Source organism: Actinocorallia herbida, assembly GCF_003751225.1.
Taxonomy (GTDB): domain Bacteria; phylum Actinomycetota; class Actinomycetes; order Streptosporangiales; family Streptosporangiaceae; genus Actinocorallia; species Actinocorallia herbida.
Genome location: NZ_RJKE01000001.1, coordinates 4,294,660 through 4,312,958 on the forward strand (window position 1 = coordinate 4,294,660; position 18,299 = coordinate 4,312,958).

The 18,299-nt window shown below is 72.5% G+C and carries 16 protein-coding genes; 10 read left to right on the forward strand and 6 right to left on the reverse strand.

Features of this window, described 5'->3' with window-relative positions; translation table 11 throughout:
* The first annotated feature begins 79 nt into the window (after positions 1 to 79).
* From EDD29_RS19850 to EDD29_RS19875, 6 genes are all read left to right on the forward strand, one after another.
* The gene (locus EDD29_RS19850; protein ID WP_123665850.1) at positions 80 to 1,297 is read left to right on the forward strand and encodes an acetyl-CoA acetyltransferase; all 1,218 of its coding nucleotides are present in this window, start codon (positions 80 to 82) and stop codon (positions 1,295 to 1,297) included.
* Between the two features lie 12 nt (positions 1,298 to 1,309).
* Positions 1,310 to 2,824: a carotenoid oxygenase family protein gene (locus EDD29_RS19855; protein ID WP_123665851.1), complete on the forward strand. Its 1,515-nt coding sequence runs from the start codon at positions 1,310 to 1,312 to the stop codon at positions 2,822 to 2,824.
* 16 nt (positions 2,825 to 2,840) lie between these two features.
* Positions 2,841 to 3,821, forward strand: a complete 981-nt coding sequence (locus EDD29_RS19860) for a winged helix-turn-helix transcriptional regulator (protein ID WP_211360435.1) — start codon at positions 2,841 to 2,843, stop codon at positions 3,819 to 3,821.
* A gap of 33 nt (positions 3,822 to 3,854) precedes the next feature.
* Positions 3,855 to 5,375 (forward strand): AMP-binding protein, encoded by a 1,521-nt coding sequence (locus EDD29_RS19865; RefSeq protein ID WP_123665852.1) that lies wholly within the window; start codon positions 3,855 to 3,857, stop codon positions 5,373 to 5,375.
* A gap of 768 nt (positions 5,376 to 6,143) precedes the next feature.
* Positions 6,144 to 6,407 (forward strand): hypothetical protein, encoded by a 264-nt coding sequence (locus EDD29_RS46995; protein ID WP_246053756.1) that lies wholly within the window; start codon positions 6,144 to 6,146, stop codon positions 6,405 to 6,407.
* A gap of 168 nt (positions 6,408 to 6,575) precedes the next feature.
* Positions 6,576 to 7,421, forward strand: coding sequence for an aldo/keto reductase (locus EDD29_RS19875; RefSeq protein WP_148086026.1), 846 nt, complete (start codon positions 6,576 to 6,578; stop codon positions 7,419 to 7,421).
* 37 nt (positions 7,422 to 7,458) lie between these two features.
* On the opposite strand, the gene helR is transcribed toward EDD29_RS19875, so the two are convergent.
* The 6 genes from helR to EDD29_RS19905 form a co-directional block, all read right to left on the reverse strand.
* Entirely contained in the window at positions 7,459 to 9,624 is a 2,166-nt protein-coding gene (helR, locus tag EDD29_RS19880) for an RNA polymerase recycling motor ATPase HelR (RefSeq protein ID WP_123665855.1), read from the reverse strand.
* A 268-nt stretch (positions 9,625 to 9,892) separates the two neighbouring features.
* On the reverse strand, positions 9,893 to 11,494 hold the full coding sequence (locus EDD29_RS19885; RefSeq protein ID WP_123665856.1) for a long-chain-fatty-acid--CoA ligase: 1,602 nt from the start codon (positions 11,492 to 11,494) through the stop codon (positions 9,893 to 9,895).
* Positions 11,491 to 12,546 carry an NAD(P)H-dependent amine dehydrogenase family protein gene (locus tag EDD29_RS19890; RefSeq protein ID WP_123665857.1) on the reverse strand — a complete coding sequence of 352 codons (1,056 nt, stop codon included), beginning with the start codon at positions 12,544 to 12,546 and terminating at the stop codon, positions 11,491 to 11,493. Before EDD29_RS19890 ends, EDD29_RS19885 begins: the two co-directional genes overlap by 4 nt.
* Positions 12,543 to 13,241, reverse strand: a complete 699-nt coding sequence (locus EDD29_RS19895) for a VOC family protein (protein ID WP_123665858.1) — start codon at positions 13,239 to 13,241, stop codon at positions 12,543 to 12,545. Before EDD29_RS19895 ends, EDD29_RS19890 begins: the two co-directional genes overlap by 4 nt.
* Entirely contained in the window at positions 13,238 to 13,990 is a 753-nt protein-coding gene (locus tag EDD29_RS19900; protein WP_123665859.1) for an SDR family oxidoreductase, read from the reverse strand. Before EDD29_RS19900 ends, EDD29_RS19895 begins: the two co-directional genes overlap by 4 nt.
* Positions 13,987 to 14,553, reverse strand: a complete 567-nt coding sequence (locus tag EDD29_RS19905; RefSeq protein WP_211359802.1) for a nuclear transport factor 2 family protein — start codon at positions 14,551 to 14,553, stop codon at positions 13,987 to 13,989. The genes EDD29_RS19900 and EDD29_RS19905 overlap by 4 nt, the downstream gene beginning before the upstream one ends.
* A gap of 216 nt (positions 14,554 to 14,769) precedes the next feature.
* On the opposite strand from EDD29_RS19905, the gene EDD29_RS19910 reads away from it, so the two are divergent.
* From EDD29_RS19910 to EDD29_RS19925, 4 genes are read left to right on the forward strand one after another with little or no spacing between them, the layout of a single operon-like run.
* On the forward strand, positions 14,770 to 15,549 hold the full coding sequence (locus EDD29_RS19910) for an ABC transporter ATP-binding protein (RefSeq protein ID WP_123665861.1): 780 nt from the start codon (positions 14,770 to 14,772) through the stop codon (positions 15,547 to 15,549).
* On the forward strand, positions 15,546 to 16,256 hold the full coding sequence (locus tag EDD29_RS19915) for an ABC transporter ATP-binding protein (RefSeq protein ID WP_123665862.1): 711 nt from the start codon (positions 15,546 to 15,548) through the stop codon (positions 16,254 to 16,256). The genes EDD29_RS19910 and EDD29_RS19915 overlap by 4 nt, the downstream gene beginning before the upstream one ends.
* A 12-nt stretch (positions 16,257 to 16,268) precedes the next feature.
* Complete coding sequence (locus EDD29_RS19920) at positions 16,269 to 17,165, forward strand: branched-chain amino acid ABC transporter permease (RefSeq protein WP_123665863.1); 897 nt, start codon at positions 16,269 to 16,271, stop codon at positions 17,163 to 17,165.
* The gene (locus EDD29_RS19925) at positions 17,162 to 18,292 is read left to right on the forward strand and encodes a branched-chain amino acid ABC transporter permease (RefSeq protein ID WP_123665864.1); all 1,131 of its coding nucleotides are present in this window, start codon (positions 17,162 to 17,164) and stop codon (positions 18,290 to 18,292) included. The genes EDD29_RS19920 and EDD29_RS19925 overlap by 4 nt, the downstream gene beginning before the upstream one ends.
* Positions 18,293 to 18,299: the final 7 nt, after the last annotated feature.

Sequence of the window (18,299 nt, forward strand, 5' to 3'; positions counted from 1 at the left end):
CATTGACGGCTTACTCTCTTTGTTGTAGTAAGTGTTCGGGTGGCCTCCCGGCCGCACCACCCCCGGAGGGAGCGAGCAGATGACCGCTGGAACATGGGTTCTGGGCGGGTACCAGAGCGACTTCGCGCGCAACTGGTCCCGGGCCGGCCTGGAATTCTCCGATCTCACCGAGGAGGTCGCGACGCGGACCCTCCAGAACGCGGGGATCGAGCCCGGCGACGTCGAGGTGATCCACGTCGGCAACGCCTTCGGCCAGCTGTTCACCGGCCAGGGCCAGCTCGGCGGCATGCCCGCGACGGTCCTGCCCGAGCTGTGGGAGGTCCCCTCCTCCCGGCACGAGGCGGCCTGCGCGTCCGGCGGCATCGCGATCCTCGCCGCGATGGCCGACCTGGAGTCCGGCCGCTACGACGTCGCCCTCGTCCTCGGCCTGGAGCTGGAGAAGACCGTCCACGGCGACCAGGCCGCCCGCCACCTCGGCGCCGCCGCCTGGGTCGGCCACGAAGGCCAGGACGCGTCCTTCATGTGGCCGTACATGTTCAGCGCCCTCACCGACGAGTACGACCGCCGCTACGGGATCGACGACGCCCACCTGCGCGCGATCGGCGAGCTCAACTTCCGCAACGCCCGCGCCAACCCCCTCGCCCAGACCCGCGGCTGGGAGCTGACCGAGGCGAGCTTCACAGCCGACGACAAGGTCAACCCCCTGGTCGAGGGACGGCTCCGCCGCCACGACTGCAGTCAGATCACCGACGGCGGCGCCGGGGTCGTCCTGGTCAGCGACCGCTACCTCGCCCGCCGCCCCGAGCTGCGCGGTCTCGCCCGCGTCCAGGGCTGGGGCCACCGCACCGTCGGCCTGCCGCTGGGCCAGAAGACCGAGCGGTCCCGCGACGACGCCTACGTCCTGCCGCATGTGCGCCGGACCGTCACCGACGCGTTCGCCCGCGCCGGAATCGGCGGCGTGGCCGACGTGGACGCGATCGAGACGCACGACTGCTTCACCATGTCGGAGTACATGGCGCTCGACCACTTCGGGATCACCGCGCCCGGCGAGAGCTGGAAGGCGGTGGAGAGCGGCGACCTGGAGAAGGACGGCCGCATCCCCGTGAACCCGTCCGGTGGCCTGATCGGCGGCGGCCACCCCGTCGGCGCGACCGGCGTGCGGATGCTCGTGGACGCCGCCGCGCAGGTCACCGGCGCCGCGGGCGCCACCCAGGTGGACGGGGCCCGCCGGGTCGCGACCCTCAACATCGGCGGCAGCACCACCACCGCCGTCAGCCTCATCATCGGCACCGACTGAAGGAGTCCCCCCATGGACGTGGAGATTCTCGGCAGGGTCCTGTCGACCCTGCCCGATGACGACGACCACCCCTACCGGACCGGTCCGTGGCGGCCCCAGACGACGGAGTGGAAGGCCGACGACCTCACCGTCGTCGAGGGAGAGATCCCGGCCGACCTCGACGGCCTGTACCTGCGCAACACCGAGAACCCGGTGCACCCCGCCCTGGAGCGCTACCACCCGTTCGACGGCGACGGCATGATCCACGCCGTCGGGTTCCGCGACGGCAAGGCGTTCTACCGCAACCGGTTCGTGCAGACCGACGGGCTCATCGCCGAACGTGAGGCGGGCGTCCCCCTGTGGGCCGGCATCGCCGACCGCCCCGAGAAATCGCCCCGCCAGGACGGCTGGGGCGCGCGCGGCAGGATGAAGGACGCCTCCAGCACCGACGTGGTCGTGCACGCCGGGGTCGCCCTCACCAGCTTCTACCAGTGCGGCGACCTGTACCGGCTGAACCCGCTCACCCTGGAGACCCTCGGCAAGTCCGACTGGGGCGGTGAGTTCCCGTCCTGCGGGGTGTCGGCGCACACCAAGTCGGACGAGAACACCGGTGAACTGCTGTTCTTCAACTACGGCAAGGACGCCCCCTACATGCACTACGGCGTCGTGGACGCCGACGACAGGCTCGTCCACTACACCGAGGTCCCGCTCCCCGGCCCGCGCCTGCCGCACGACATGGCGTTCACCGAGAACTACGCGATCCTCAACGACTGCCCGCTGTTCTGGGACGCCGACCTGCTCGCCAAGGGCCACCACGCCGCCCGGTTCCGGCCCGACCTGCCGCTGCGCCTCGGCGTGATCCCGCGGCGCGGCACCTCCGCCCAGATCCTCTGGTTCGAGGCCGCCCCCACCTACGTGCTGCACTTCGTCAACGCCTACGAGGAGGGCGACGAGATCGTCCTCGACGGGTTCTTCCAGGGCGACCCCGAGCCGCGCGACACCGGCGACGGCAGCTTCTACCAGCGGATGTTCCGGTTCCTCGCCCTCGACCGGATGCAGACCCGGCTGCACCGCTGGCGGCTGAACCTGCGGACCGGCCAGTGCCGGGAGGAGCGGCTCACCGACTCCATCACCGAGTTCGGCGTCCTCAACAACACCTACGGCGGCCGCCGCAACCGCTACACCTACGCCGCCAGCGGCGTCGAGGGCTGGTTCCTGTTCAACGGCCTGGTCAAGCACGACCTGCTGACGGGAAAGGAAGAGCGCTACACCCTTCCCGAAGGCGTCTACGGCAGCGAACCCGCCATGGCGCCAAGGGTCGGATCCACCGCCGAGGACGACGGCTACCTTGTTACCCTGACGACCGACATGAACGAAGATCGCTCCGAGTGTCTGATCTTCGATGCCGCCCGCCCGGCCGACGGCCCGCTCGCCCGCCTCCTGCTGCCCGAACGCATCTCCAGCGGCACGCACGCCACCTGGGCGCCCGGATCCGCCATCCCCGGCTGGGCCGGCGCGGATTCTCCGGCGACGTCCGTCGGACTGTGAAAGGCGACCTTCTCTCGTGACCCGGCAGAGCGCTACCCCGGCAGCGGCGACCACCGAACTGGCGCACCCGCCGGACCGGCCCACCCGGCTCCCGCGCGGCGGCACCAACGCCGTCGGCCTGACCCTCGGGCTGATCGGCGACGAGTGGAACCTGCTGATCCTTCGGTACGCGATGCTGGGCGCCCGCCGCTACGTCGACTGGAAAGAGGCGCTGCCGATCTCCGACGCGGTTCTCACCCGCAGGCTCGCGTCGCTGACCGCGATGGGCGTGTTCGAGAAGGCCGAGTACCAGGCGAGCGCCCGCCGGTACGAGTACCTCCTCACCAAGCGCGGCCGCGACCTGTGGCCGGTGCTGCTGTGCATCTGGGCGTGGGAGGCCGCGTGGGTGCCCGACCACGGCGAGCGGCTGCCGCGGATGGTGCACCAGACGTGCGGAAAGGACTTCCGGCCGGTGTTCGGCTGTGGCGCCTGCGGCCGGCCGGCCGAGGCCCGCGACGTCACCGGCGGATTCGGGCCGAGCGGCACGTGGAGCCGCTCGGTCCCCACCGCGACCACCCGCCGCCGCTCGCAGACCGCCGGTGAGGCGGGCCTGTTCCCCGAGACGATGGCGCTGATCGGCAACCGCTGGTCCGCCGCCCTCCTGGGCGCGTCCTTCCAGGGCGCGCAGCGCTTCCGCGACTTCGAGCAGTGGCTCGGCGCGCCGCCCACCATCATCGCCGACCGGCTGCGGGTGTTCTGCGATCTCGGCGTCTTCGCCCAGTCGCCGGGCGCCGAGCGCGCCGACTGGCCCGACTACCGCCTGACGGAGAAGGGCCGCGCCTTCTTCCCCGCCGTCATGACCGCCATCGACTGGGGCCAGCGCTGGTTCCGCGCCGCCGAAGGCCCCGCCCTCGTCTACACCCACCGCGCCTGCGGCCAGGACCTGAAGATCAGGCTCACCTGCGACCAGTGCGCCGCGGTGCTGCGCGGCACCGAGGTGTCCGTGCTGCTCGACTGATCCACCCCACCCACCCCTGGTGAGGAGCACACCGTGCCGTTGTCCGTCCCCGAACTCCTCCGCCACTCCGCGTCCTCGCGCCCCGACGCCCTCGCCGTCACCGGAGACGGCCGCCCGATCCGCTACGGCGAGCTCGCCGAACGGTCCGACCGGGTCGCCGACCTGCTGTCCGCGCTGCCGCCCGGCTCCCGCGTCGGCTACCTCGACCGGAACGCCACCGAGTACTTCGAGCTGCTGTTCGGCGCGGCCAAGGCCGGGGTCGCGCTCGTCCCGCTGAACTTCCGCCTGTCGCCGCCGGAGATCCAGTGGATCCTCGGCGACGCCGAGGTGTCCCTGGTCGTCACCGCGCCCGAGCACGCACCCGCCCTGGCCGGGCTCGACGTGCCCGTCATCGAAGTCGGCGCGCCGTACGAGGCGTGGGTCGCCTCCGGCAGGCCCGTGGACCCGCGCCGCGACGCCTCCGGCGACGACCTCCTGGTCCTCATGTACTCCTCCGGCACGACCGGACGCCCCAAGGGTGTGCGGATCAGCGCCGACGGCCTCGCCTCGGCCGCCGACCTGTTCGGCGCTTGCTTCGACGTCGACGCGGGCTCGCGCAGCATGGTCCCGATCCCGTACTTCCACATCGCGGGCGCGGGCTGGGCGCTGATCACCCTCGCGCGGGGCGGCACCCTCGTGCAGTCGCGGGAGCCCACGCCGTCCTCCATGCTCGCCCAGCTGACCGAGCACCGGGTGACGCACACCGCGATGGTCCCGGCGGTGATCCAGGTGATCTGCGAGATGCCCGCCGCCAAGGACGCCGACTTCTCCGCGCTCCGCCAGATCGTCTACGGCGCCTCACCGATCTCCGAGCCCCTCCTGGCGCGGGCGGTCGCGCTGTTCGGCGCGGAGTTCTTCCAGTCCTACGGCCTCACCGAGACGATCGGCGTGACGACGCTGCTGGGCCCCGACCAGCACAGTCCTGACAACCCGGTCGCGGGACGGCTGCGGTCGGCGGGCGCGGCGGTGCCGGGCATGCGGGTCGCGGTCCTGGACCTGGCGACGGATGAGCTCGCCGGACCGGACGTCGTCGGCGAGGTCGTGGTGAAGGGCCCGTGCGTGACGCCGGGCTACTGGCGCAATCCTTCGGCGACGGCGGAGGCGTTCACCCCCGACGGCTGGTTCCGCACCGGCGACGCCGGCTCCCTGGACGCCGACGGCTACCTCTACCTGCACGACAGGCTCAAGGACCTGATCGTCACCGGCGGCGAGAACGTCTACCCGGCCGAGGTCGAGAGCGTCCTGGCGGGCCACCCGGCGGTCCTGGAGTCCGCGATCATCGGCATCCCGTCCGAGCGGTGGGGGGAGACGCCCCTCGCCGTCGTCGTCCGCCGCCCCGGCGTGGACGCGACCGAGGCCGACCTGATCGCTTGGCTCCGCGACCGCCTCGCCCACTTCAAGTGCCCGACCGCCGTCGAGTTCGCCGACGCCCTCCCGCGCAACGCCTCCGGCAAGCTCCTCAAGCGCGAGCTCCGCGAGCCCTGGTGGCACAACGCCGACCGCCAGGTCGGCTGACCCGGGCAGTGCCCGGCGGCGGCCCCGCACCCGCCGCCGCCGGGCCCTTCTCGGGGAGATCTCCGGACGGACCTGGAACCCGCCTACCAGAAATTGCCTTCGTCTCGACATAAGAAGAACCGATCTTGGCCTGGTGTCATTGACCACGGGGTAGTTGAGAATTGCATGATCACTTTCCATCTGCCCATATAGATCTGGACACCAGCCATGATCGACCCCAAGCCGTCAAAATTCACGTGGCTCACGACCCCGCTCCTGCTTCCCCTCTCAGTGGCGGCCATTGTGGTGTCGGCGTACGCTCCCGCGGCCTCCGCATTCTCGAACGAGCCCGATTGCCACAGGAAGCAGTGTCACGGCAAGCCAGGACCTCCGGGACCCCCCGGGCCCCCTGGATCCGTCGGGCCTGCCGGGCCCGACGGGCCTGCTGGACCGATGGGGCCGGCAGGCCCGCCGGGACCCGACGGGGCCACTGGGCCTAGCGGACCTGCCGGTCCCGATGGGCCTGCCGGACCGATGGGACCGATGGGACCGGCGGGTCCCCCGGGACCTGACGGGTCGGTCGGGCCTGCTGGACCCGATGGGCCTGCCGGGCCGATGGGGCCGGCGGGCCCCCCGGGACCCGACGGGCCCGACGGGCCTACCGGGCCCATGGGGCCGGCAGGCCCCCCCGGACCCGACGGGGCCACTGGGCCTCCCGGACCAACGGGACCGGCAGGTCCTGCCAAGTGCGTCGGTACAGCGGCCGCCCAAGGCCAGACGAAGGCCGTCGTGGCCGTCCGCAATGGGAAGGTGTTCGGCCAAACGGTCAACGAGGCCACAAATCCGCCTACGCCTACCCCACTGACCAACTTCACCGCGGCATTTGGTGCAATTTCGGTGGACTGCGCATCGGTGGCAATTCAGGGCAACGCCAATGTGTACGTCACCGTGCGCACCAGCACCGATCAGCTCCTTGAAGTCGGATGCACGTTGAACAACTTCCCGACCAGCTGCGGCGGGACGGTGGTCAACCTCGGAACGATACCCATGTAGGGCGCACACCGGTCGGTGCTGATGGTCTCCGTCCGCTGCATCCGCCCGCGCGCGACCGGCGGCGTGCCACCATCACCACCATGACCCTCGCGCACGGCAGGACGAGCCGGAACCCGCCACGGCGCCGGAGGGCCTCGTCCTCCCGGGTTCGTTCGAGGCGGGCCCTCGGTGTCTCCTTCCGGTGAGCGGGCGGCCGGGCACGGCCGGTTCGGCGCGGTGCGGCTCGGCGACGGGCCGGTGGTCACCCGGATGGGGTGTGCGGCGGTGGCCCCGGCGGGCGGCGCCGAGGCGGGGCGGGCGGTGCTGCGGCGGGCACTGCGGCTCGGGATCACCTACTTCGAGGTGGGCGCCGGTGCCGGGGACCTGGTGCGGGAGGCACTGCACCCCTACCCGCGGGAGGTGGTCCTGGCTGTGACGGTCGGTGCGGCGGAGGGCGCGCACGCGCGGCCGGAGAGCCTGCGCGGGCAGGTGGAGCGGATGCTGCGGGTCCTGGACGCCGACCGGATCGGCCTGGTCCACCTGCGCGCGGCCGACGGGGTGCCGGTGCGGGAGTCGTTCGGCGCGCTCGCCGACCTGTGCGCGGCGGGCCTGGTCGGCCGGCTCGGGCTGCGAGGAGCGGGCGTGGAGGAGATAGCGGACGCCTGCGCGGTGGCCCCGGTGGCGGCCGTCCACCGCGACGTGTTCCCCGGACCCCGCGGACCGCGGCGGTTCGCCCGAGCCGGGCGTGACGACGACGTCCTTGAGCTGTGTGAGAACGAGGGCATCGCCTTCGCGGTCTCCTCCCCGCTCGCTCCTGGCTCCTTGTCTCCGTCCGCCTTGGCCGTCCTGGACGGTGTGGCGGCCCGGTATGAGGCCACGCGCGCGCAGATCGCGCTGGCCTGGCTGCTGTGCCGCTCCCGCGCGACCCTCGCCGTCCCCGCGGCCGCGGACCCGGCGCGTCTGCGCGAGCTCGTGTGCGGCGCGGACCATCTGCTGGATCCGGAGGATCTGACCGTCCTGGACGGCCTGCGGTGACCCCGCCCGGTGAGGGCCGGGCGGGGCCGGGCCGGGGTCAGGGGGTGGTGAGGACGACCAGGCGCTGGGTGGCGCGGGTCATGGCGACGTAGCGGTCGACGGCGCCGGTGATGCCGTCGCCGAAATCGTCGGGGTCCAGGAGGACGACGAGGTCGAATTCGAGGCCCTTGGACAGTTCCGGGGTGAGGGTGCGGACGCGGGGGCGGGGCGGGAGTGGGGCGGTGGTGATGACGCAGGCGGTGCCGTCGGTGTGCTCGGCGAGCCAGGTGTCGAGGAGCGCGTCGAGTTCGGCGGTGGAGCCGTGGTGGACGGGGACGCCGTTGGCGCGGATCGAGGTGGGCACGTTGGCGTCGGGGAGGGCGGCCCGGATGACGGGTTCGGCCTCTGCCATGACCTCCTCGGGGGTCCGGTAGTTGACGGTGAGGGACGCCTGGGTGATCCGGTCGAGCCCGACCCGTTCCAGCCGCTCCTGCCAGGACTCGGTGAACCCGTGCCTGGCCTGGGCGCGGTCCCCGACGATGGTGAAGCTGCGGGAGGGGTTGCGGGACAGGAGCATCTGCCATTCGGCGTCGGTGAGTTCCTGGGCCTCGTCGACGACGATGTGCGCGAACGGCCCGGCGAGCATGTCCGGGCTCACCTCGGGCAGGACGGTCTCGTCGATCAGGCTGACCTGGGCGTCCTGGCCCCGCAGCATGGTGACCAGGCCGTGGCCGGACTCGTCGGGCTCGACGCGTTCGGCGGCTTCGATGAGGGTGTCGACGACCTTGGCCATGTGCTCGCGCTGGGCGGCCAGGGCGGCGTCCTGACGGCGCTTGCGGCGGGAGGACTCGGGGTCGCCGAGCCGCTGGCGGGCGGCGTCCAGGAGCGGCAGGTCCGACACCGTCCAGGCGTCGGCGTCCGCGCGCTGGAGTGCGCGGATCTCCTCGGGGGTGAGCCAGGGCGCGCACAGCCGCAGGTAGGCGGGCACCGTCCACAGGTCGCCGATGACGTCGGTCGGCTCCAGGATCGGCCACGCCGAGTTGAGCGCCATGTGGAGTTCGCGGTGGCGTTCCAGCGACCTGCGCAGCTGGTCTTCGGGGACGTCGTCGCCGCGCTTGTCGATGAGGATGGTGAGGAGTTCCTGCCAGATCCGCTCGCGGGCCTCGTTGTGCGGGGTGCCGGGGTCTGGGGCGAGGAACGCCTCGGCCCAGTCCTCGACGGTCACCCGCAGGTCCGACCAGTGGGTCTCCACGAGCAGTCCCTTGGTGGGGGGCTTCTCGTAGAACGCGACGGCCTTGTCGACGGCCTTCACCAGGTCCGCCGACGCCTTGAGCCGGGCCGCTTCGGGGTCGGGTTCGGTGCGGGCGGCGGGGCCTTCGGGGACGAGGTCGCGCAGGGTGCAGGTCTGGACGCCTTCTTCACCGAGGCTGGGCAGGACGTCGGCGACATAGGCGAGGTAGGGCTGGTGGGGGCCGACGAACAGGACGCCGCCGCGGTGGTGGCCCAGGCGCGGGTCGGAGTACAGCAGGTAGGCCGAGCGGTGCAGCGCGACGACGGTCTTGCCGGTGCCGGGTCCGCCGTCGACCACGAGGGCGCCGGTGGATCCGGCGCGGATGATCGCGTCCTGGTCGGACTGGATGGTGCCCAGGACGTCGCGCATGCGGGCGGAGCGGTGGGTGCCGAGGCTGGCGATGAACGCGGACTGGTCGTCGAGGGCGGCGTGCCCTTCGAATCCGTCGGCGGTGAACACCTCGTCCCAGTAGTCGCTGATCCGGCCGCGGGTCCACCGGTAGCGGCGGCGGCTGGCCAGGCCCATGGGCTTGGCGTGGGTGGCGCCGAAGAACGGTTCGGCGGCCGGTGAGCGCCAGTCCAGCAGGAGGCGGCGGCCGTCGGCGTCGGTGAGGCCGAGCCGGCCGACGTAGACGGGGTCGGCGCCGTCGTCGCCGACCATGTGGCCGAGGCACAGGTCGAGTCCGAAGCGGCGCAGGGTGCGCAGGCGGGAGGCGAGCCGGTGGATCTCCAGGTCGCGGTCCAGCGCGGCCTGGCCGAGCCCGCCGGGCGCCAGCCGCAGGTCCTCCAGCCGGTCGGACAGTTCCCCGATCGCGTGCCGGAGGCTGGCGTCGATGGCGGCGAAGTGCCGCTCGTCGCCGGAGATGAGCTTCGGGTCGGCCTTGGCGGCGAGGTTGCCGGGCAGGGCGAAGACGCCGGAGGTGAGCGGGTTCACGTGATCAGCCCCGATCCGTCGCCGTGGCCCGGGTGTCCCCGTTCCCGCACGACCTGTAGGTCGCCCCTGTACTGCGCATTCCTGTCCCCCGCACGTCGATTTCGCTGAGCTCGACGATTGTCGGGCATGACGGGGGTCTTGTGGCAAGCCCCCTTATGCGCTATAGGTTAAGAGTGGAGGGGAGCGGTCTGTGCCCTTTCCCTTGATCATCGCCCGCGAGGGGGACGGAATTCCGTCCCCCTCGCGCCGTTTCCGCACTCCCGCAGGGTCAGCGGTGGGTTTCGCGGAGCCGGTTCTTCAGCAGCTTGCCCGAGGCGTTGCGGGGCAGGGCGTCGCAGAACGCGACGCCGGACGGGCATTTGAAGTGGGCGAGGCGTTCCCGGGCGAACGCGATCAGCTCCCGTTCCTCCAGCCGGGCGCCGGGCCGCCGCACGACGATCGCGTACGGGGATTCGCCCCACCGCGCCGACGGGATCCCGATCACCGCGGCCTCCAGCACCGACGGGTGCTCGGTGAGGACGCTCTCGACCTCGGCCGGGTAGACGTTCTCGCCGCCGGTGACGATCATGTCCTTGAGCCTGTCGTGCAGGTAGAGGAATCCGTCCTCGTCGAAGGATCCGCCGTCGCCGGTGCGCAGCCGCCCGTCGGGCAGGAGCGCCTCGGCGGTGGCCTCGGGCCGCCGCCAGTACCCCTGCATGACGTGCCCGCCGCCGATGACGACCTCGCCGCGCTCCCCGGCGGGCAGCTCCTTCAGCGTCTCGGGGTCGACGATCTGGATCGGCACGCCCAGCATGGGCCTGCCGGCCGACACCAGCCGCCGTTCCTGCCCGGGTTCCGGCAGGTGGTCGGCGGGGGCGAGCATGGTCACGCCGCCGGTGGATTCGGTGAGCCCGTAGGACTGGAGGAACTTGCAGCCGATCGTGCGGGTCGCCTCGTGGATCACCGGCAGCGGGATGGGCGACGCCCCGTACACGACGTACTTGAGCGCGCTCCAGTCGGCGTCCTGGACGCCGGGCAGGGCGATGAGCCGCTGGATGAGGGTGGGGACGAGCGCGGCGTGCGAGACGCGGCGGGCGATCAGCAGGTCGCGCAGGCCCTCGGGGTCGGCGGCGAGTTCCAGGAGGAGGGCTGCGCCGTTGACGAGCGCGACCATCGCGAGGCCGAATCCGGAGACGTGGAAGTACGGGATCGGCGCCATCGCCACCGACGTGGTGTCGAGTTCGATGCCGTAGTGCATGGTGGCGAGGGCCTGGCCGAGGTTCCGGCCGCTCAGCATGATGCCCTTGGGCAGCCCGGTCGTCCCGGAGGTGTAGAAGATGAGCGCGGTGTCCTCGGGGTCGGCCCGGTGGCCGGGGTCGCCGCCGTCGGGCGCGGCCGCGAGCCACGCCTCGTACCCGGTGGTGCCGGGGGCTGCGTCGGCGGTGACGACCCGCGCGAGTGACGGGACGGTCCCGGCCTCGGGGGCGAGGCCACCGTCTCCGGCGCCGAACACCACTGCGGACGGTTCGGCGTCGCGGAGGATCTGGAGGACCTCGCGGGGGTGCAGCCGGTTGTTGACGGCGGTGGCGATCGCGCCGATCTTCGCGGCGCCGTGCAGGACCTCGAGGAACGCCGCGGAGTTCACGCCGATGTAGGCGACCCGGTCTCCGGGGCCGACGCCGTCGGCGAGCAGGGCCCGCGCGACGCGGGAGGCGCGTGCTTCGAGCTGCCCGAACGTGGTGGTCCTGCCGGGTTCCAGGACGGCGGGCAGGTCGGGGGTGGCGGCGGCGCGGCGGCGCAGCAGGTCGGCGAACCGCTCGACGCGGGTGCCGTCGGCGTGCAGCGCGTAGTGCGGGTGGGGGCTGGCCTCCTGGACGGCGGTGGCGCTCACCGGGTGCCTCCCTTGAAGTCGAACGGGGCGAAGACGGGCGGCTCGAAGATGCCGGGCGGGGCGGCGACGACCTCGTGCAGGGCCCGGATGACGGGTCCGGAGGTGATGAACTGGCCCGCGGTGGTCCTGCTGGAGGGGTCGTCGGGTTCGATGAGGTTGAGGGTCATCGTCATGCCGGGCCTGCCCTGGACGGTGATGGTCCAGTGGTCGCGTCCGGCGTATTCGGGCAGGTCGGGGTCCATCGTCCAGATGATCGCGAGGGTGAGGACGCGGCGGCCGCCGCTGACGACGTGCCAGCGCCACTCGGTGGCCGCGACGGTGCCCTCCTTGATGGTCCCGGCGGGCACTTCGAGGTCGCGGACCGACGCCCGGACCTTGTGGTCGGACTCGATGCGGTCGACGGGCAGGTTCATCCGCTCGGCCATGAACGCGAGGGTCTCGCCGTACAGCATCCCGTACATCACCGGCAGGTCCCCGCCGGTGAGGTCGACGGTGGCGGGGTCGGCGCCCATGCCCATGACGTCGAACACGAAGTTCGGGTCGGGCACGCGGCTGGCGTCCAGGACCTCGTCGATCTGGACGTGCTCGACGTCCAGGCAGGCGCCGGTCAGGGCGAGGGCGATCCGTTCGCCGACGACGCCGGGGCTGATCCCGACCCCGTACAGGGTCGTGCCGCCCGCCTCGCACGCGTCCAGGAACATCCGTTCGCGGTCGGCGCCGTGGGCGCGCGGGAAGTGGTGGCCGGCGGTGGTGATGACGTTCTTGCCCGACCGCAGGAGCGCGCACAGGTCGGCGTCGTGGGTCTCGTAGGGGACCTGGAGGCGGGGCGCGTGGATGACGACGTCGGCGGGGGTCGCGAGGATCTCGGCCCGGTCGCGGGTGGCGATGACGCCGGTGGGCGCGCGGCGGGCGATGTCGCCGGCGTCGCGGCCGGCCTTGCGGTCCCCGTAGACGAACAGTCCGGCGAGTTCCAGGCCGGGGGTGTCCAGGACGGCGCGCAGGGTGGTCTTGCCGATCGCGCCGGTGGCCCACTGGATCACGCGGAGGGTCATGCGGTCTCCTTCGGGGTGAGGCGCAGGAGGAGCCCGGCGACGGTGTGCTCGGCGGCCTCGGGCGCGGCGATGTCGGCGGCGACGAGGCCGCGCCGCCCGGTGGCGGGGACGAACCTGATCACGGCGTCCCCGGCGGTGATCGCGGTGGGCCCGGCGGGCTCCGCGTCGAGGAGTTCGGCCCACAGTGCCGCGGCCTGCTCGGGTTCGGTGACGGCGAGGTCGACGGCCAGGAGCCGGCCGGTGGGGGCGTCGGCGGGCCGGGCGGGGGTGTCCCAGGTGTCGTAGTGCCAGTGGGCGCCGTCGGGCAGCCGGTCGGCCTCCAGCATCGCGCCGAGCCTGCCGGGCTTGAACTGGACGATGTCGGCGCCGTGGAAGTCCTGCCGGTGCGCGACCTCGACGCCGAGCTTCGCGGCGCGTTCCACGAGTGCGTCGGTGTCGGGGACCTTCACGCCGACGACGTAGCCGCCTTCGCCGCGCTTGAGGAACCCGTGCAGGGCGGATTCGGGCGTGGCGGGGGCGACGATCTCCAGGTAGGTGCCGTCGCCGAGCCCGAGGATCTCGTTGACGATGCCCCAGGAGGCCAGTTCGGGGTCGGGGAAGCCGGGCGGCACGCCCAGGAGGGCGCGGGCCGCCGCCGCGGCCGGGGCGAGGTCGGCGGCGGCGACGGTGGCCTGGACGAGGAGCGGCCCGCTCATCGGCCGGTCCGCAGTTCGGTGGCGTGCAGGAGCCTGGCCAGGCCGCGCTGGTAGCGGGCGGGGTCGCGGGCGAGGCGGGCGCGGGAGTCCACGGCCATCCAGTCGGTGTCGCAGACGTGCTCGCCGCGCAGCATCGCCTTCAGTCCTGCCTTGGCGATGTCGGAGGGCTGCTCCTTGTCGCCGGCGACGTGCCCGGCCATGCGGGTGTCGACGGAGCCGACGATGAGGGCGGTGACGCGGGTGCCCTGGGGCTCGAGTTCGTCCCGGGTGATGCCGCTCAGGTAGAGGGTGGCGACCTTGGAGGTGGAGTAGCCGCCCATGAAGGGGGTGGGGGCGATCGCGGCGACGGACAGCACGTTGATGATGGCGCCGCCGCCGTTGGCGCCCAGGACGGGCGCGAACGCGCGGGTGGTGTTGAGGGGGCCGAAGTAGTTGACCTCCATCTCCTGGCGGGCGGCGTCCGGGTCGTCGGCCAGGACCAGGCGCTGCCCGGCGTGGTAGCCGGCGTTGTTGATGAGCAGGGACACGTCGGAGCAGGCCGCGGCGGCCTTGGCGACCTGGTCGCGGTCGGTGACGTCGATCGCGACGGCCTCGGCGCCGGCGTCGAGGAGTTCGGCGGGGACGGAGCCGGGGTCGCGCGCCCCGGCGTAGACCTTGGCGCCGCGGGCGAGGAGTTCGGCGGCGAACGCGGCGCCGATGCCGCGGTTGGCGCCGGTGACCAGGGCGGTGAAGTCCTTGAGGTCGCTCACTGGGCGGCCCCGTTCGCCTGGGCGCGGGCGGTGCCGGCGTAGACGGGGTCGGCGGGGTACTTGGCGCCGCGGGTGAGGACGTCGGTGTCGGGGACGAGCATGCCGAACAGCCAGGTCTCGGCGGCGGCGGCGTCGTGGCTCCACTCCCACAGCAGGGCGCGGTGGGCGATGCCCCAGCGGCCGTCGTGGCGCTCGAGGCGGTCGAGGATGCGGGCGCCGACGAAGCTGCTGCCGGGGCCGTCGGGGGTGCGGACGGCGCTGAAGGTGACGACGTAGGACTCGGCGGCGGCGGTGTCGCCGTCGAGGTCGATCAGCACGTTGGTCATGCAGTGCATGGTCCGGCCGCGGGGGTGGGTGAGGACCGGGGTGATGTCGGCGACGTAGTCTTCGGCGGTGCCGGTGAACACGCCGCCGTGGTCCTCGGTGGCGCCGGGAAGGTAGCAGGCGGCGAGGCCCGCGGCGTCGCCGCGGTCGGCCGAGCGCAGGTAGCGGGTCAGCAGCTCGGTGATCTCCTGCTTGTCGAGCAGGGCGCGTACGGCGCTGTCGTGGTCGGGGTGGGACATGGGACCTCCTCCTCTTTCGCGGGGTGTGACCCCCGCCTCCCTCACGCTACAACTAAGAGAGTGAATCGGCCAAGGGGTCTCTTCGCCGAACCGGCAAGATCGACATATCGGCCTCATAACAAGCCGTTGACGTGGTCACTCTTTTTGTTGTAGCAAGGGTGTGACCGGACCCACACTCACAACTGAAGTGTGAACGGCGAGAGGAGCCCGCCGCCCATGTCCCACGATCCGCCCCCCGAACTGAGGGTCGGCGACCTGACGCTCAGCTTCGGTGGAGTGACCGCACTCGACCGGGTGTCCCTCACCGTGGCCCCCGGCGAGATCTGCGGTCTCATCGGGCCCAACGGCGCAGGCAAGACCACCCTGTTCAACTGCGTCACCCGCCTGTACCGGCCCGACTCCGGCACCATCGCCTTCGCCGGGCACGACCTGCTGCGGACCCGCCCCGACCGGATCGTCCGGCTCGGCATCGCCCGCACCTTCCAGAACCTCGCGCTGTTCCCGTCCCTGACCGTCCTGGAGAACACCCTCCTGGGCGCGCACTCCCGCGACGGATCCGGGTTCACCGCATCCCTGCTCGGCCTGCCCGCCACCCGCTCGGCGCACCGCCGCCTCACCACCGAGGCACGCGAGATCCTCGCCGACCTGGGCCTGTCCGACGTCGCCGACCAGCCCGCGGCCGGGCTCCCGTTCGGCACCCTCAAGCGCGTCGAACTCGCCCGCGCCCTCGCCGGCCACCCCCGCCTGCTCCTGCTCGACGAGCCCGCGGGCGGCCTCACCCACGCCGAGGTCGATGAGCTGGGCGAACTGATCCTGCGGCTGCGCGCCGAACGCGGCCTGGGCGCCCTCCTGGTCGAGCACCACATGGGCCTGGTCATGGGCATCAGCGACCACGTCGTCGCCATGGAGTCCGGCCGCGAGATCGCCGACGGCACCCCCGAGGACGTCCGCGCCGACGAACGGGTCCTGGCGGCCTACCTGGGGAGGACCGCATGAGCCTGCTCGAGGTCACCGGCCTGTGCGCCGGATACGGCCCGGCCCGCGTCCTGCACGGCCTCGACCTGACCGTCGAGGCGGGCGAGGTCGTCGTGGTGCTCGGCGCCAACGGCGCCGGCAAGACCACCACGATGCGCGCCCTGTCCGGGCTCATCCCGCACACCGGCGCCATCTCCTTCGACGGGACCCCGCTGGACGGGCTCGCCCCGCCCCAGATCGTCGCCGCCGGTGTCAGCCTCGTCCCGCAAGGCCGCGGCACGTTCTCGCACCTGTCGGTCCTGGACAACCTGCGGGTCGGCGCCGCCCTGCGCAAGGACACCGCCGGGATCGCCGCCGACATCGACACCTGGTGCGGGGTGTTCCCGATCCTCGCCCGCCGCGCCGGGCAGGAGGCCGGGACCCTGTCGGGCGGCGAGCAGCAGATGCTCGCGGTCGCCCGCGCGCTGATGAGCCGCCCCAAACTCCTGCTGTGCGACGAGCCGAGCCTCGGCCTCGCCCCCAAGATCGTCGGGGAGCTGTTCGACGTGCTCGCCGAGGTCAACCGGGAGCAGGGCACCGCGCTGCTGCTGGTCGAACAGAACGCCGACCTCGCACTCCGCCTCGCCTCCCGCGTCTACCTGCTGGAGGTCGGCCGGGTCGTCGCCGAGGGCGACGCCGACCGCTTCCGCGGCGACGAGTCCATCCGCCGCGCCTACCTCGGCCTGTAAGGGGAGACAGAGATGGACATCTTCCTGGAACGCCTCTTCGACGGCGTCACCAACGGAACCGTCTACGCGATCATGGCGCTGGCCCTGGTCGTGGTGTTCCGCGGCACCGGCACCATCAACTTCGCCCAGGGCGAGATGGCGCTGTTCACCACCTACATCGCCTGGGCCCTCACCACCCAGGACGTCCCCATCTGGGCCGCCGCCCTCGTCGCCTGCGCGGTCGGGTTCCTCCTCGGCGCGATCACCGAACGGACGCTGATCCGGCCCGTGCGGCGCCGCAACGACATGGCGACCCTCATCGTCGCACTGGGCCTGTTCACCGGGTTCAACGCGCTGGCCGGGCTGCTGTTCGACGCCGACACCAAGACCCTGCCCGGCCTGTTCCCCGGCGGCCAGGACGACTACCTGTCCGTCGGCGGGGCCCGCCTGTACTTCGACGCGCTCGGCGTCTGGCTGGTCGTCGCCGTCCTCATCGGCCTGGTGTTCGCCCTGTTCAACCGGACCCGCCTCGGCCTGCACATGCGGGCGGTCGCCGACAACCCCGAGTCCGCCGCGCTCAGCGGCGTCCCGACCGGCCGGATCCTCATGCTCGGCTGGGGCCTGGCCGGGGTCATCGGGTCGCTGGCCGGGATCCTCATCGCGCCGCTGTCGTCGCAGCAGCTCAGCCTGACGACGATGTTCCCGATCCTCATCTACGCCTCGGCCGCCGCCCTGTTCGGCGGACTCGACAGCCCCGTGGGCGCGGTCGTCGGAGGTCTGGCGATCGGCCTGCTGGAGTCGATGCTCACCGGCTACGTCGACGTCATCGGCGGCACCCTCCAGCAGACCGCGGCGCTCGTCGTCATCGTCCTCATCCTGCTCTTCCGGCCGACCGGCCTGTTCGGCACCCGACAGATGGAGCGGCTGTGACCACCACCTCCGCCAAACCCCCCGCCCCCGCCGTCGCCCCCGCCAAGGCCCCGCGCGGCCCGCTCCTCACGCTCGTGCGCGGCACCCCGCGCCACCGCGCGGCCGTCGCGGCAGGGCCGGTCCTCGCGCTGGCGGCCCTGTACCTCGGGTCGGGCCTCGAGCCGTTCCGGGTCGGCCAGCTCACCAGCGTGCTGATCTTCGCGATCGCGATCAGCGGCCTCAACCTCGTCACCGGCTACACCGGCCTCCTGTCGATCGGCCACTCGGCGTTCTTCGGCCTCGGCGCCTACACCACCGGCGTCATGATCGTCTCCTATCAGGTGGAGCCGCTGCTCACCCTGCCCGTCGCGGCGGTGCTGTGCTTCGTGCTCGGCTTCATCGTCGGCCTGCCCGCCCTGCGGATCCGCGGCCTGTACCTCGCCCTGGTGACCCTGGCGGTCGGCGTGGCGTTCCCCGAGCTGGTCAAGCGGTTCACCGACCTGACCGGCGGCGCGGCGGGCCTGGTGATCCGCTCCCGCCAGCTCGCCCCGCCGCAGTGGACGGGGCTGGGCGCCGGGCAGCGCTACCTGTGGCTGTACTGGGTGAGCGCGGTCGTGCTGATCCTGGTGATCGTCCTCCTCCGCAACCTCACCCGCAGCCGGCTGGGCATGGCGATGCTCGCGGTCCGCGACAACGAGCTGTCCGCGGCGTCCTCCGGCGTGCACATCGCCTCGGTGAAGACCCTCGCGTTCGGCCTGTCCGGCGCGGTCACGGGCCTGGCGGGCGGCCTGTTCGCCATGTACGTCGGCGCCCTGTCCCCGGACGGGTCCTTCACCCTCCTGAAGTCGATCGAGCTGATCACCGGCCTGTTCCTCGGCGGCGCCGCCACCCTCTACGGGCCCGTCGCCGGCGCCCTGGCGGTGGTGTTCCTGCCGTACTTCACCGCCGACCTGGTGTCCGGGCACGTGTCGGGCATCCTCTTCGGCGCCGTGCTCATCGCGATCGTGTTCCTCATGCCCGAGGGCATCGTCGGACGGCTCGGCGCGACCGCGCGCCGCCTCGTCCGGGTCGAATCCCGCCCCGGCACCCCTGACCTCCCCTCCGATCCCACCCCCCGCGCGCCCCAGGGCGACGCGCGAAAGAAATGAGTACGAC

Bases quoted from the DNA above. Each gene is read 5' to 3' on its own strand.
- EDD29_RS19850 (WP_123665850.1), top strand. From the start codon at position 80: ATGACCGCTGGAACATGGGTTCTGGGCGGGTACCAGAGCGACTTCGCG.
- EDD29_RS19855 (WP_123665851.1), top strand. From the start codon at position 1,310: ATGGACGTGGAGATTCTCGGCAGGGTCCTGTCGACCCTGCCCGATGAC.
- EDD29_RS19890 (WP_123665857.1), bottom strand. From the start codon at position 12,546: ATGACCCTCCGCGTGATCCAGTGGGCCACCGGCGCGATCGGCAAGACC.
- EDD29_RS19895 (WP_123665858.1), bottom strand. From the start codon at position 13,241: ATGAGCGGGCCGCTCCTCGTCCAGGCCACCGTCGCCGCCGCCGACCTC.
- EDD29_RS19905 (WP_211359802.1), bottom strand. From the start codon at position 14,553: ATGTCCCACCCCGACCACGACAGCGCCGTACGCGCCCTGCTCGACAAG.
- EDD29_RS19910 (WP_123665861.1), top strand. From the start codon at position 14,770: ATGTCCCACGATCCGCCCCCCGAACTGAGGGTCGGCGACCTGACGCTC.
- EDD29_RS19915 (WP_123665862.1), top strand. From the start codon at position 15,546: ATGAGCCTGCTCGAGGTCACCGGCCTGTGCGCCGGATACGGCCCGGCC.
- EDD29_RS19920 (WP_123665863.1), top strand. From the start codon at position 16,269: ATGGACATCTTCCTGGAACGCCTCTTCGACGGCGTCACCAACGGAACC.